This is a genomic window from Synechococcus sp. R5-15, from assembly GCF_047462035.1.
Classification (GTDB): domain Bacteria; phylum Cyanobacteriota; class Cyanobacteriia; order Thermostichales; family Thermostichaceae; genus Thermostichus.
The window spans coordinates 1-13,792 of record NZ_JANSIK010000004.1; the positions used below are offsets into that span (position 1 = coordinate 1).

General features: G+C 58.2%; 14 protein-coding genes. 7 read left to right on the forward strand and 7 right to left on the reverse strand.

What is annotated here, in order from left to right:
• Positions 1-95: 95 nt before the first annotated feature.
• The 4 genes from typA to glpX all read right to left on the reverse strand — a co-directional run bounded on the left by typA (position 96) and on the right by glpX (position 4,962).
• Positions 96-1,913 carry a translational GTPase TypA gene (gene typA, locus NW839_RS00505; RefSeq protein ID WP_414350541.1) on the reverse strand — a complete coding sequence of 606 codons (1,818 nt, stop codon included), beginning with the start codon at positions 1,911-1,913 and terminating at the stop codon, positions 96-98.
• Positions 1,914-2,081: 168 nt separating this feature from the next.
• On the reverse strand, positions 2,082-2,189 hold the full coding sequence (gene psb30, locus NW839_RS00510; RefSeq protein ID WP_011433833.1) for a photosystem II reaction center protein Ycf12/Psb30: 108 nt from the start codon (positions 2,187-2,189) through the stop codon (positions 2,082-2,084).
• Positions 2,190-2,296: 107 nt separating this feature from the next.
• Positions 2,297-3,592 carry a glutamyl-tRNA reductase gene (locus NW839_RS00515; protein ID WP_414350542.1) on the reverse strand — a complete coding sequence of 432 codons (1,296 nt, stop codon included), beginning with the start codon at positions 3,590-3,592 and terminating at the stop codon, positions 2,297-2,299.
• 326 nt (positions 3,593-3,918) lie between these two features.
• Positions 3,919-4,962 (reverse strand): class II fructose-bisphosphatase, encoded by a 1,044-nt coding sequence (gene glpX, locus NW839_RS00520; protein WP_414342167.1) that lies wholly within the window; start codon positions 4,960-4,962, stop codon positions 3,919-3,921.
• A gap of 258 nt (positions 4,963-5,220) precedes the next feature.
• Here glpX and NW839_RS00525 point away from each other — a divergent pair, with 258 nt between their 5' ends.
• A complete protein-coding gene (locus tag NW839_RS00525; RefSeq protein WP_414329177.1) occupies positions 5,221-5,496 on the forward strand; it encodes a DUF1830 domain-containing protein in 276 nt (91 codons plus the stop codon).
• 58 nt (positions 5,497-5,554) lie between these two features.
• Here the strand turns inward: NW839_RS00525 and NW839_RS00530 are convergent, their stop codons facing one another.
• On the reverse strand, positions 5,555-5,821 hold the full coding sequence (locus NW839_RS00530) for a hypothetical protein (RefSeq protein WP_011433829.1): 267 nt from the start codon (positions 5,819-5,821) through the stop codon (positions 5,555-5,557).
• A gap of 160 nt (positions 5,822-5,981) precedes the next feature.
• On the opposite strand from NW839_RS00530, the gene NW839_RS00535 reads away from it, so the two are divergent.
• Positions 5,982-6,590, forward strand: coding sequence for a peroxiredoxin (locus tag NW839_RS00535; RefSeq protein WP_011433828.1), 609 nt, complete (start codon positions 5,982-5,984; stop codon positions 6,588-6,590).
• A 234-nt stretch (positions 6,591-6,824) separates the two neighbouring features.
• On the opposite strand, the gene NW839_RS00540 is transcribed toward NW839_RS00535, so the two are convergent.
• Complete coding sequence (locus tag NW839_RS00540; protein ID WP_369791755.1) at positions 6,825-7,259, reverse strand: photosystem I reaction center subunit II PsaD; 435 nt, start codon at positions 7,257-7,259, stop codon at positions 6,825-6,827.
• 234 nt (positions 7,260-7,493) lie between these two features.
• On the opposite strand from NW839_RS00540, the gene NW839_RS00545 reads away from it, so the two are divergent.
• Complete coding sequence (locus NW839_RS00545) at positions 7,494-8,357, forward strand: arginase family protein (protein WP_414350544.1); 864 nt, start codon at positions 7,494-7,496, stop codon at positions 8,355-8,357.
• Between the two features lie 36 nt (positions 8,358-8,393).
• Positions 8,394-9,041 carry a class I SAM-dependent methyltransferase gene (locus tag NW839_RS00550; protein ID WP_414350546.1) on the forward strand — a complete coding sequence of 216 codons (648 nt, stop codon included), beginning with the start codon at positions 8,394-8,396 and terminating at the stop codon, positions 9,039-9,041.
• A gap of 42 nt (positions 9,042-9,083) precedes the next feature.
• Here NW839_RS00550 and NW839_RS00555 read toward each other — a convergent pair whose 3' ends face one another.
• The gene (locus NW839_RS00555; RefSeq protein ID WP_414350548.1) at positions 9,084-9,599 is read right to left on the reverse strand and encodes a TIGR02652 family protein; all 516 of its coding nucleotides are present in this window, start codon (positions 9,597-9,599) and stop codon (positions 9,084-9,086) included.
• A gap of 301 nt (positions 9,600-9,900) precedes the next feature.
• Here NW839_RS00555 and rimP point away from each other — a divergent pair, with 301 nt between their 5' ends.
• The 3 genes from rimP (at position 9,901) to NW839_RS00570 (ending at position 13,786) form a co-directional block, all read left to right on the forward strand.
• On the forward strand, positions 9,901-10,371 hold the full coding sequence (gene rimP, locus NW839_RS00560) for a ribosome maturation factor RimP (protein WP_011433822.1): 471 nt from the start codon (positions 9,901-9,903) through the stop codon (positions 10,369-10,371).
• 135 nt (positions 10,372-10,506) lie between these two features.
• Positions 10,507-11,880 (forward strand): transcription termination factor NusA, encoded by a 1,374-nt coding sequence (gene nusA, locus NW839_RS00565; protein WP_414332437.1) that lies wholly within the window; start codon positions 10,507-10,509, stop codon positions 11,878-11,880.
• A gap of 289 nt (positions 11,881-12,169) precedes the next feature.
• Positions 12,170-13,786: a B12-binding domain-containing radical SAM protein gene (locus tag NW839_RS00570; RefSeq protein WP_414350550.1), complete on the forward strand. Its 1,617-nt coding sequence runs from the start codon at positions 12,170-12,172 to the stop codon at positions 13,784-13,786.
• The last annotated feature ends 6 nt before the right edge of the window (positions 13,787-13,792 follow it).

Sequence of the window (13,792 nt, forward strand, 5' to 3'; positions counted from 1 at the left end):
GTAGTAATCCGTACTGAGCATATTATACATTATTTTCAGTATAGTTGAGCTTATTATTGACTAGAGTCATGCTCTCTTCCAGTTGGCTGAGAAAACTAGCGGCGAGAGGGCGTTAACTGTGCCTTGCGCAGGCGCACCGACTGGGGCGTGATCTCCACCAGCTCATCCTCGCCGATGTATTCCAAAGCCCGCTCCAGGGTCATCTCCACCGGCGCTTGCAAGTGCACCAGCTCCTCCCCGCCCGCAGCCCGGTGGTTGGTCAGTTGCTTGGTCTTGCAGACGTTCAGCTCCAAGTCTTGGGGACGGTTGTGCTCGCCCACGATCATGCCCTTGTAAACGCGGGTACCTGGCGTAATAAAGAATACACCTCGATCTTCCGCATTCTTGAGGGCATAGGTAGTGGCCACCCCTTCTTCAAAAGCAATCAGCACCCCGTTGCGGCGCATTTCCATCTCAGAGGTCAGGGGACGGTATTCCAAAAAGCTGTGGCTCATGATCCCCTCGCCGCGGGTGATGCGGATAAACTCCCCCCGAAAGCCGATCAGCCCTCGCGCCGGAATGACAAACTCCAGCTGAGCCCGACCATCGGATCCCACCATCATGTTCTGCATTTCTCCCCGCCGTTGCCCCAGTCGCTCGATACAAGCCCCCACCGTCGCTTCCGGCACATCTAGCACCAAACACTCATAGGGCTCATAGGGCTGGCCGTTGACCTCGCGGAAAATTACCTTCGGTTGCCCCACCTGAAACTCATAGCCTTCCCGCCGCATGGTTTCTAGCAGGATGCCCAGGTGCAGCTCGCCTCGCCCCGACACCAAAAAGCGATCCGGCGAGTCGGTTTCTTCCACCCGCAGCGCCACGTTGGTTTCCAACTCCCGCATCAGGCGCTCCCGCAACTGTCGCGAGGTAACGAAGGTACCCTCCTGGCCGGCAAAGGGAGAATCGTTGACACCGATCATCACCTGCAGCGTCGGCTCGTCCACTTTGATGAGCGGCAGAGCCTGGGGATTTTCGGGAGAGGTGAGGGTGTGGCCGATGTTGGCCTCGGCAAACCCCGCCACGGCGACAATGTGGCCGGCGGTGGCTTCCGTCAGCTCGATGCGCTGCAGGCCCTGAAAGCCGAACAGCTTGGTTACTTTGCCCTTGGCAATGGATCCATCCTCTTTCACCACTGCCAATGGATCCCCCAGGCGGATGGTGCCGTTGTGGATCTTGCCGATCACAATCCGGCCCAGGTATTCCGAATACTCCAGCGTGGTGACCTGCAGCTGCAGGGGCTTGCCGGGATCCCCAATGGGAGGTGGGACATGCTTGAGAATGGCCTCGAAAAGAGGCTTCATATCCAGGGATCCGCTGTACTTCCCTTCCAGAAAGGCTTTGAGATGGGCTTCTTCCAGGGCAAAGCCGCGCAATCCAGAGGCAAATAGATAGGGGAAGTCGCACTGGTCTTCGTCCGCCCCCAGCTCCAAGAACAAATCCAGCACCTTGTCGACGGCTTTGTAGGGCTCGGCGCGAGGCCGATCAATCTTGTTGACCACCACAATTGGGCGCAGGCCCTTCTCCAAGGCTTTGCGCAGCACAAAGCGGGTTTGCGGCATCGGGCCTTCGTTGGCATCCACGATCAACAAGCAGCCCTCCACCATCCCCAGCACCCGCTCCACCTCGCCCCCGAAATCGGCGTGGCCAGGGGTGTCGACGATGTTGATCAAGGTTTCGCCGTAGCGGACGGCTGTGTTTTTGGCCAAGATGGTGATGCCCCGCTCCCGCTCCAGCGTGTTGCAGTCCATCACACAGGTGGGGATGTCTTCCCCCTCCCGAAAGATGCCCGCCTGGCGCAACAGGGCATCCACGAGGGTGGTTTTGCCATGGTCAACATGGGCAATGATGGCGACGTTGCGGATGGGGAGTGACATATTAACCATTGACCAGCAGGATGTCGCCCTACAAGCAGGAGTGCCCTAGGGATTTCTTTACAACTCTAACGCAAAGGAGCGTTACGTTGCTAAACACTCCTGGCTTTAGGCTTAGCCCCAGCACTCCCAAAGGGTTATCCCGACTGCCTCAATATCCAGAGGGATCCCCTACATATCGGCGCCGCGCAGATAGAGCAGCAGGATGACCGCCGGGCCTGCCAAGACAATCAAGGCCAGCAGGGCCAACTGCACAAAAACTTCGTATTGTCCGAACATAATCCCAGATCCTGTGGCTTACGCTTTGTATCCTAAGGGGTGCCCTCCACCCCAGATGGGAGAGCTGTTACAATTCTTCAAGTCATGCGCTCTTCGCCAAGGGATCCCTAGCGCTCCTGCTGGGCTTGAAACACCACCGGATCCAGGTTGAACAGTTCCTGCAAGATCCGCATGGCTGCCCGCCGCGCCTCAATATCCCGTTTGGCCCGCAGTTGCACCATCGGGTCGTGCAGGATCTTGTTGACGATGCCGCGGGTCAGGGCGTCGATCACCTCCAGATGCTTTTCGGCGAAGTCTTTGCCCAGGCGGGAGAGGGCTTTTTCCATTTCCTGTTCGCGGATAGACTCCACCTTGTGGCGCAGGCTGGAAATGGTGGGCACCGTCTCCAGAGAACGCCACCACTCCATAAATTGATCCACCTCCTCTTCCACTAGGGCCTCGGCAGCCAGAGCCAGCTTTTGCCGTTGGGCGCGGTTTTCTTCCACGACGCGGGAGAGGTGATCCACATTGAACACCTGTACCCCCTTCAGCTTTTCCACGTCGGGATCGATGTTGCGGGGCACAGAGATATCCACCAACAACAGCGGCTGATCCGGCTGCAGCACCCCTGCCAGTTGCTGGTAGTTCAGGATCGGCTGGGTGGCACCGGTGCTGGTGAAGACCAAGTTGGACTCGGCCACACTGTTCAGCAGCGACTCCCAAGGCAGCACCTGGATCGGCTGCTCGAATTGCTTGGCCAGGGCTTCGGCTCGCTCCAGGGAGCGGTTGACCACCGTGATATCGACTGCCCCTTTGGCCAACAGGTGCTGCACCAACAGACGGGCCATTCTCCCCGCCCCCACCACGGTAACCTTGCCCTGAGAGAGGGATCCCTGCTCTTGCAGAGCCAACTCCACCGCTGCCGAGCTGATGGACATGGCGCCGGTGCCGATCTCCGTTTCGGTACGGACGCGTTTGCCGGCGGTAATGGCTGCCTTAAAAAGGCGATTGAGGATGCGATCCATGCCGTTGCAGGCTTGGCCCAGTTGCTGGGCTTTTTTCACCTGCGAGAGGATCTGCCCTTCTCCCAGCACCAAGCTATCTAGCCCGGCAGCCACCCGCATCAGGTGGGTTACCGCATCCTGGTAAAGAAGGGTAAACAGGTGCGGACGCAGTTGGGGCAAGGGGATCCCTTTCAGCTCAGCCAAGAACTGCATCGTCTGCCGGACACCACTCTCCATTTCTGAGGTGACGATGTAGACCTCCAGCCGGTTACAGGTGCTGAGGATCGCAGCCTCCTCAATGTGGGGGTGGGTGCGAAGCTGCTGGATCGTCTCTCCCACCTCCGCCTCCGCGATGCTGAGGCGCTCCCGAATCTCTACGGGAGCTGTGCGATGGCTAAGACCGACAACCGCGATAAACATGCCTCTCCGTCGTCTGTACAGCAACAGCAAAAGTTATTAAAAACAAAAACTCTGAACAAAAGCAAATATTGTTTCAGAGAGAAAGCAAGAGCTGTGACCGATACGAGGGGATCCCTTGACTCGGTTCCAGCAAGCTTAGGTAACTTTTCTCAGCCTACCTAAACCCTAAAACCAGTATCGAACCGGTTTTGCCGGATTTTGCTGAAGAGTTATTACGTTTTCACGGGTTGGGGCTTGATAGATTTCGTAACTTTCCCAAAAAGGCAAGGGCGACCTCCAGCAGGGGAAAGCCGCCCCGATCTCCGAGGATGTTAGATAGGGATCCCTTAGCGCAGCTGCAGGCCGCGGGGCTGTTGGCCGTCTTTCATGTGGATGGTGTCCACAAAGCGCACCGTGCGGGATTGGCTGGAAATCACCAAGGTCTCGGTGCGGGCCCCACCCCCAAAGAAACGTACCCCGCGCATCAAGTCACCATCGGTGATCCCAGTGGCAGCAAAGAGGACTTCCTTGCCACTGGCCAGCTCCTCACACTCCCACACCTTGTCGGGATCCTCGATGCCTTTTTCTTTGAGTTCCCGTCGCGTTTCCTCCACGGGTGGCAAGTAGGTGCCTGCCTGAACTACTTCGGGATCGTAGATCAGCCGACCTTGGAAGTGGGCGCCCAAGCACCGCAGAGCAGCTGCCGAGATCACTCCCTCAGGAGCAGCCCCGATCCCCATCAGAGCATGAATGCCGGTGCCGTTGAAGCCCGCCGAGAGAGCCGCCGAGATGTCGCCATCGGTGATCAGCTTCACCCGTGCCCCCGCCTCTCGAATTTGGCGAATCAGATCGAGGTGGCGCTTGCGATCCATGACCACCACCGTCAGATCCGACACCTCCCGATCCAGGCTTTCGGCGATGATCTTGAGATTTTTCTCTGGCGGATAGTCGATGTGCACCTTGCCCTTGGCCTGGGGCGGAGCTGCCAGCTTTTGCATGTAGATGTCCGGGGCGTGGAGAAGGCCGCCTTTCTCGGAGATGGCCAGCACGGCCATGGAGCCATTTTGGCCTTTGGCCACTAGGTTGGTGCCCTCACAGGGATCCACAGCGATGTCAATCTCCACCAGCTCTTCCACACGGCAGAACTGCTCAGCATCCGGGCGGGTACAGATGCCCACTTCTTCGCCGATGTAGAGCATGGGAGCCTCATCGCGGGTTCCTTCCCCGATGACGATGCGACCGCGCATAGGGATCTGGTTGAGTTTCTCCCGCATGGCCTCTACAGCCACCTGGTCGGCGGTCTTGTTGTCCCCTTTGCCCATCCAGCGGGCGGCGGCAATGGCAGCCTGCTCCACGACTTCGATGATCTCTAGCCCCAACTTGTTGTCCACGATGTGCCCCCTTGCTGATCTCGGAATGGTGAAGGCCAACTTAAGGATATCTTCAGACTCTTCCCCTCAGTTTACCAGGGCAGGCTTCTCCTCGGGATCCCATTCTCTCAACCCCAATAAGCTGAGAGAACAAATCTCCCAAAGCCAGTCAGGAAGAGCGATCCCCGTCTTGGCAGCTTACTATTGCCGCTTGGGGATCAGGGATGGTAGCCTATTTTAAGGGCAATAAGTTTTTCTTAACGCAATTAAAAAAACGCAATGAAAAGATACGCTTTCGTCAACCGTTCCGGACAGGTTCAGGTGATCCGAACGATCCCCGGCCACTGGGAGCGCACCCTCTTCCCCGGCCAGCAGGCGATTTTTGAGGCGGAGCCGGACGACTATCTGGAAGTTTACAGTTGCTGCTGCTCCACCACCATCCTGGAGGAGCGCCGCCCCTGTCGCCATCTGGTGGATTCTTCCTCGCCTGAGGTTGACCTCTACCTGTGGTCATCTTCGCAACGGGGAACTCTGGCGGATGCGTTGAATGGTTGACAGGCTCTAGCGGCTGGCTGCCCCATAGGGGCAAGAGGACTGGGTTTGCCCAGGATAACTAGATTGGGGATCGCTTCTCCTGAGGCCGATCCCCGGATTTTTCAGAGGGCGGACGCGGCTCTGGAGAAGGGGCATCGGGGGGACGGGTCAGGCAACTGCCCCGCGCAGCATTGCGAAAGGTATCGATGCGCTCCACACAATTTTGATGGCCGCAATAGGGGCAATACAGGCGATCCCCAGGTTGGGGCTCCACATCGGCCTGGCTCCACCACCGCCGACAGCGGTCACAACAGAAGTGATAGAGGAACTCCAGCGCCACTCTCATGGGATCCCTTGCAGAGCCGAACCGATCAGCATGGAAAAATGGGGATTATCCGGATCCCAGCAGTTGGGATCCGTCGCTATCTATTTAAGGCAGAGTCATTATGAGTATGGTATGTTAGGTTTGGTTTACATTTGCACTTTACCGCAAGGAGCGTTGATTTATGTCTCAGGAAGGATGCCTGCGAGTGGGGCAGCCCGCTCCCGATTTTTCGGCCACCGCCGTCTATGACATGGAATTCAAGACGGTGAAGCTCTCCGACTACCGGGGTAAGAAGTATGTGGTGCTGTTCTTCTACCCCTTGGACTTCACCTTTGTCTGCCCAACGGAGATCACGGCCTTTAGCGACCGCTATGACGACTTTGCCAAGCTGGATACCGAGATCCTGGGTGTTTCAGTGGATAGCGAATACTCTCACCTGGCCTGGATTCAAACCGACCGCAAGGCTGGAGGGGTGGGTGAGCTGAGGTATCCTCTGGTCTCTGACCTGAAAAAGGAGATCAGCGCTGCCTACAATGTCCTGGATCCGGAAGCGGGTGTGGCGCTGCGCGGCCTGTTCATCATCGACAAAGAAGGGATCATCCAGCACGCCACCATTAACAACCTGGCCTTTGGCCGCAGTGTGGATGAAACCTTGCGCACCCTGCAAGCTATCCAATACGTGCAATCTCACCCCGATGAAGTTTGCCCGGCCAACTGGCAGCCCGGCCAGAAAACCATGCACCCCGACCCAGTGAAATCCAAGGAGTTCTTCGCGGCGATTGCCAAGTAGGTTGGCCCAGATCCTGCCTCAGGGATCCCGGGCTTTTTCGGGTATGGCTCCAGCCCCGGGTGGGCTGGGGCTTTTCTTCGCCAGGGGCAGCCCGACTCTTCCCAAAAGGGACAAGCAACAGCAGAGGGGCTGGGGGTGAGGGCCGTCGGCAACCGCTCCAGAACCAGGTGCCCGCGAACAAATAAAGATCCCCTGAATTGACCAGGGGATCCGACAAGACAAGGGCCGCTGGACTTAGTCCCAGGGTTTCCCGCCGGTGAACTTGTAGGTAATCGGCTCCTTGTTTTTGCCGATGTTGCGATCCACTTTGCCGACGGGCTCACGGCCTTCGTTGACCTTCTCGGGAAAAACGCCATCTTTGGGATGCACCAACACAGGCTCTCCACCCGCCGGAATGCGGAAGATCTGGTAGTCGTTGATCTTGTAGTCGGATCTCAACTGGGCACCCAGCGCCAAACACTGCTCTTTGCGGGCAAAGGTGAGAAAGTTTTTGCCTTCCACCATTTCGGCAGCGCCGCCGGTGGGCATTTCAAACACCTGCCCCGGCTTGCCCGTCCAGGTGATGACGTATTTTTCTTCGGTTTCGGCTGCGCTCAACAGCCCCCCGGTGGATCCCCCAAATAGAGGCAGCTTTGCTCCCTGACGAGGATCGCCTTCCATCACAGCCATAGTCTACCTTTCTCAACTCGTTGTGGTTTGCGGTGGTTTGCCTTGTCCAAACCGCGGTTTGCGGCGCGAAGCACTTTGAATCTACCACTGACTCGATTTTTGGCCCCAGTTCCGCCTGGGAACTGTAATCTTTCGTAGCAGACTGGCTGGCTCTCGGACGGATCCCTGGGCGCCCTGTAGGCCACCATAGAACAAGCCGGAGACCCACAGCTTTCTGGAAAAGGAACAGCGCCCATGGCCCAGTGGTCCCTCCATCCCAGCTCGCAATCCAACGCTAGGGTCATTCTCATTCCCACCGCCTTTGGCCACGATACTCAGGCTCCGATGGCCATTCTCAATGCCGGTTCGGAGCTGTGTGCCTTCGAGCCGAGGTTGGGGATCGATGTGGATAAGCTGGCGGTGGCGCAGTTGCCGGGGCTGGTGGATGAGCCTCCCTACGGCATGTGTGAGGCGGCGGTGACTCAAGCTTGGAGACGACAACAATGGCCGGTGCTGTTGCCTTCGGTCTTGGCCGCCAGTTGGGGGGCCATTCGTGCCCTCTGGAAGCACTACCCAACTCTGAGTGTGGTGCATTGCAGCGCTCATGCCAACCTGATGCCGCCCCCAGAGATGACCCAGCCGGATCAAGATACAAGCTATGGCAGTGCTGCCTGGGTGGAGTTGCTCTATCAGCACAAGCTGCCGGTGATCCATGTGGGATTGCGCAGCGGCAGTGCGCGGGCCTACGCATGGCTGAAAGCCCACCACAGCCCAATATTCTGGGCCCAAGATGGCTGGGATCCCCAGCAGGTGGTGGCCTCTTTGCCGGATCAACCGGTGTTTTTGGTGGTGGACTGCAGTGTGCTGGATCCTTCCTTGGCGCCCGCCGTGCATCACCCAGAGCCAGGGGGGGTGAGTTGGTTGCAACTGTTGCAGATCTGTGAGGCCATCTTTGCTGCTCGTCCTGTGGTTGGCCTTTCGCTGGGAGGGGTGGCGGTGGGATCCGCAACACGGCAAACTGCTCGCGTGGTGGCCCGCCTGCTCAATTGGTTGCTGGCCTGCTATGCCCTCCACTCCCTGAAGGTGACCGCTCAACCGCAACCTGCCCAGACTGTTTAAGCTGCTCAGGTCTGAACATTCATTTGGGATGGTCGAATGAACCTCTATCGCCGAATAATCTTCCCGCGGCTGTTGGATTTAGCTCTCTCGGGGGAAGGGATGGAGCGCTATCGGCGGCAGCTTCTGGCTCATGTGCAGGGATCCGTTCTGGAGATTGGTTTTGGCACCGGCCTCAACCTATCCTGCTACCCAGAGCACATTCGAAAGATCACAGGGGTAGATCCCAATCCCGGCATGGGATCCCTGGCTCGTCGGCGCATTGCATCTTCTCCCATCGCCGTTGATTGGCAGGTGGCGGATGCCCAGGAACTGCCTTTTCCAAGCCAGAGTTTTGATAGCGTGGTTAGCACCTGGACATTGTGCAGCATTCCCAATGTGGCCAAGGCTTTAGGGGAAATCCGGCGGGTGTTGCGAGCGGGGGGCAAGCTGTTTTTTCTCGAACACGGCCTCAGTGAGGATCCCCAGGTGCAAAGATGGCAAAATTGTCTTAACCCTATACAAAAGGTAATCGCAGATGGCTGCAACCTAAACCGAGATATGGCTCGGTTGATCCAGGGAGCGGGGTTTCGGTTTGAGCAACTGGAGCGGTTTTATATGGCCGACCAGCCCAAGTTTATCGGCTACACCTATCAAGGCATAGCACTCCCTGACCCGGAAGGAAGCTGCGGATCCCAGGGGGCTTGAGCAGCCACCGATTCTTCAATGGCTCTCTACCTGTTCGCCTTTCTAATCACACAGTTGCAGACGGGATTGCGGCTGCCGCATGGCCGGGTCGATCTCGTAGGTCAGCTCAAAGTTGATCACCCGCCAGCGCTGAGGGGATCCACCCACACCCTCTGGGATTTGGGAGCTGAAGCTGACGGGCAAACCATAGAGGCGAGGTGGGCCGGGGCGACGGTGGGATCCCTGCTCCAGATAAGGGGTGAGCAGCTGGCGGTAGCGCTCGGCCACGATCACCTGAGTGGCTCGCATTCCTTGCATGCGCAGCCGATCCAATTCTTCATGAATCTCAAAACGGATCCCATCGGCGTGGGTGTGCTGACGAAACCAGCGACCTTCCCAAAAGCGCCAGCGCCGTCCGGATTGCAGGTGTACCAGCTCCTCTTGTTCAGCATCCGCCTCAAATGCACCATGGCGAGGGCAGAGGTAGGTATCGGTCAGGGTGAGGGCCGCAATCGTTTGCCGACAGTGGGGGCACTGAATGCTGGGGCCGAAGATCGGGTAGGAAAAGGCAACAGTCATAGGAAACCCCACAAAACGCGGCTGGATATCTGGGCAAATCCGCAGTTGTCCACATTATAGATGTTGCCTTTTGGGGATCCCCATGACAAAACCGGGGGAGATCTTCTAAATTAGGAGGTAGGGGGGATGCGCTCGAAGTCTGTACTGATTCTGGGCGAGCCTCAAGGAGCTCCGCGATAGCAACGGGGAGTGGGTGGTACCCACTTCTTTGCTTTTTGAGGGGGCTTACTGTCCCCTTTGCCAGCTCCGGCTCCAAGGGGTTTGGATCTGGCGGCAACACCCGGTTGGTGACAAGTTGGTTATGGTTCACCCTCTTATTCCACAGTTGGAGAGCTTGGCCCGTCCCTTGGCCGCTCAACTGGGATACCAGTTGGTGCAGATGGTTTTCCACACCAACCAGCATCCGCCAGTTCTGCGGGTGGATATCCGCCCACTGGATCCCGACCGAGAAACCAGCCATGCCGATTGCGAAGCCATGAGCCAAGCCTTAGAAGTCGAGCTGGATCGGGTGGATCTGATCCCAGGCCAGTATGTGTTGGAGGTGTCCAGCCCTGGCATCAGCAACCTTCTCACCAGCGATCGCGACTTTGTGGTTTTCAAAGGGTTTGCGGTGGAGGTGACCTTGGATCCACCCTACAAGGGCAAAGCCGTCTGGTCAGGACACCTGCTGGGTCGGGATGAGGAGAGGGTTGCCTTATCTCTCAAGGGGCGGCGAGTCCAGTTGCCCCGCGCTTCGGTGCAGCGGGTTGCCCTCTCATCGGAAACTGACTAGGAGACCGGAGATAGAGAGAGCGTTTGACCGCAGGTGGTGCGGCCCTCCCTTCGCATCAGAGATGCGGGTTCAGTTCCCGCTGTGGAGCAATAGCAACAGCAAGTTTCACGAAGTTTGTGCAGGAGGACAGTGGTTATGGCGATGGTGCCTCTGCCGGGTTTGGCGGAAATGGTGGAGATGATCTCGCGGGAGCGCAACTTGCCCCGCCATGTGGTCACCGATGCCCTGCGAGAGGCGCTGCTCAAGGGCTACGAACGCTACCGCAAAACCATCCAGCGAGATGTGGTCTTTGCAGAAGACCACTTCCGCAATTTCGATGTGGAGTTGGATGTGGAGGCAGGAGGCTTTCGCGTTTTGGCCACCAAAGCCATCGTTGAGCAGGTGCAAAACCCCGACCATGAGATCTCTCTGTACGATGTGCAGCAGGATTACCCAGAAGCCGAAGTAGGCTGGGAAGTCACAGATGATGTCACCCCACAACAGGCGGAATTTGGCCGCATGGCGGCCATCCAAACCAAGCAGGTGCTGGCGCAAAAGTTACGGGATCAGCAGCGCCGTCTGATTCAGGAAGAGTTCCGCGATCTGGAAAAAACCGTACTGCAGGCACGGGTGCTGCGCACCGAGCGGCAGACGGTGATCATGTCGGTATCCAGCGGTTTCGGACAACCTGAGGTGGAAGCAGAACTGCCCAAGAAGGAACAGCTGGCCAGCGATCGCTACACTCCCAACGCGGTGATGAAGGTCTATCTCAAGAAAGTCTATGAGGGATCCCGGCGGGGGCCACAGCTTTTGGTTTCCCGGGCCGATGCTGGCTTGGTGGTGAACCTGTTTGCCAACGAGGTGCCAGAAATTGAAGAGGATATCGTGCGGATTGTGGCAGTGGCGCGGGAGGCCAACCCCCCTTCCCGAAATGTGGGGCCACGTACCAAGATTGCGGTCGATACGGTGGAGCGGGACGTGGATCCAGTGGGGGCCTGTATTGGCGCGAGGGGATCCCGGATTCAGGCGGTGGTAGCAGAGCTGCGCAACGAGAAAATCGATGTCATCCGCTGGTCGCCGGATCCTGCCACTTACATTGCCAATGCCCTCAGCCCGGCCAAGGTGGTGGAGGTGCGGCTGGTGGATCCGGAAATCCAGCAAGCTCATGTGTTGGTCAACAGCGACCAGCTCAGTTTGGCCATTGGCAAAGAGGGGCAAAATGTGCGCCTGGCAGCCCGCCTCACCGGTTGGAAAATCGACATCAAGGAAGTGGAGAGCTACCGCGCAGCGCTGGAGGAGGCCCAAGCGCAAGGGTTGCCCTATCCCTTCATCACTCCAGCGGCACTGGAGCGCTTCCAGCGGCGGGCAGAGCGGGCTGCTTTGGGCCTAGAGGATGAGGAATACGAAGAAAAGCGCCGCTTGGAGGAAGAGGAGCTGGCGGGAGACGAGAGGCTGGAGGAAGACTGGGCTGACGAGGACGAGGACTTCGACTACGACGCCGAGTTCGACATTGCCCAGCCAAAAGGGTAACCCTCTATTCTCACTCTGCCCGTAGAGAGTGGCTTCTATTGGAGGTCTGGGCCTTGGGATGAGTCTTGCTGCATGGGGTCACGGTTTCTATCCTGAAGCAATGTATTGAGCAGCAGAGTTCTCATGGTTTGGGCGCTTCGAGGCAGCATTCGCGAAGTGCGCTGCAGGCATATCTCCTTATTGAGTTCTCCTCGCGGGGTTTCCCACCAATTGGCTAAGCTGGAGAGGCAGGTACATCAAAACTCTTCCGAGCCAGAACCCAAACCTCAATCCAACACAGCGGGATCCCTTGGCTAGTTCAGAGTTTGCCCTGGAGCAGTTGCTCTTCGCCCCGGCCACGCCTGACCCCGACGCAGTGCGGGTAATCTACGCCTTCCCCAACACCTACGCAGTGGGGATCACCAGCCTGGGCTATCAAGTCATCTGGAGTCTGCTGGCCAGCCGCCGGGATGTGGCCGTCTCCCGCCTCTTTACAGATCTGGCTGAGCCCCTGCCCCGGGAGCCGGAGCTGTTCGGCTTTTCCTTGTCCTGGGAGCTGGACTATGTTCATATCCTGGCTCTGCTGGAACGACACGGGATCCCTCCCAGATCTGAGGAGCGGGAAGAAGCCCACCCCTTGGTCTTTGGCGGCGGCCCGGTACTGACGGCCAACCCCGAGCCTTTTGCCGAGTTTTTTGACCTGATCTTGTTGGGGGATGGGGAAGGTCTTCTGGAGAAGATGATCGAGGTCTATCGGGAGGTGCGCCAGGGATCCCGGGCTGAGAAATTGCAGGCGCTAGCGCAGGTGCCGGGGATCTATGTGCCCGGCTTGTATGAACCCCAATACCGGGAGCCCGACGGCCCGGTGGAGAAGGTGCTCCCCAAAGTGGCCGGGATCCCTAGCTCCATCCGCAAACACACCTTCCGCGGCAACACCCTCTCGGTTTCCACAGTAGTCACCCCCAAAGCGGCCTGGGAGAGCATCTACATGGTGGAGGTGGTGCGCAGTTGCCCGGAGATGTGTCGGTTTTGCCTGGCCAGCTACCTAACGTTGCCCTTCCGGGTGGCGGATGTGGAGGGGCATTTGATCCCGGCGGTGGAGCGGGGGCTGCAGGTTACCCAGCGGATTGGGTTGCTGGGGGCTTCGGTAACCCAACACCCGCAATTCGAGCAGTTGCTGGAGCACTTGGCCCAGGATCGCTTCGAGCAGGTGCGTCTCAGTCTGGCCTCGGTGCGCACCGCTACCGTAACCCCACGTCTGGCGCAGGTACTCTCCCGCCGGGGCAGCCAGTCCATTACGGTGGCCATCGAAAGTGGCTCAGAACAACTGCGCCAGATCATCAACAAGAAGTTAAGCAACCCGGAAATCTTGGCAGCAGCAGCCCACGCCCAGGCTGGAGGTCTGAAGGGCATTAAGTTCTACGGCATGGTAGGGATCCCGGCGGAAACCCAGGCAGATCTGGAGGCCACAGTAGCCCTTTTCCAAGAGCTCAAAAAAGCGGCTCCCGGCCTGCGCCTGACGCTGGGTTGCAGCACCTTTGTGCCCAAAGCCCACACCCCTTTTCAGTGGTACGGAGTGGATCCCCAAGCCGAGAAAAAACTGCAGTTTTTCCAGAAACACCTGCGTCCCTTGGGGGTGGAGTTGCGCCCGGAAAGCTATAGCTGGTCGGTGATCCAAGCCCTCATCGCGCGAGGGGATCGGCGGGTGGGAAAAGTCTTGCAGTTGGCGCGGGACTTTGGGGAATCCTTGGGGAGCTACCGGCGGGCTTTCAAAGAGCTTAAAGGGCAACTGCCGCCCCTAGACTACTACGTGCACAGCCACTGGGATCCAGCGGATCCCTTGCCTTGGCAACACATCGAAGGGCCCCTCACCCCAGAGCGACTGTTGCAACATCGCCAGGAAGCTCTTTCTGTTCGTATCTCTTGAAAATAC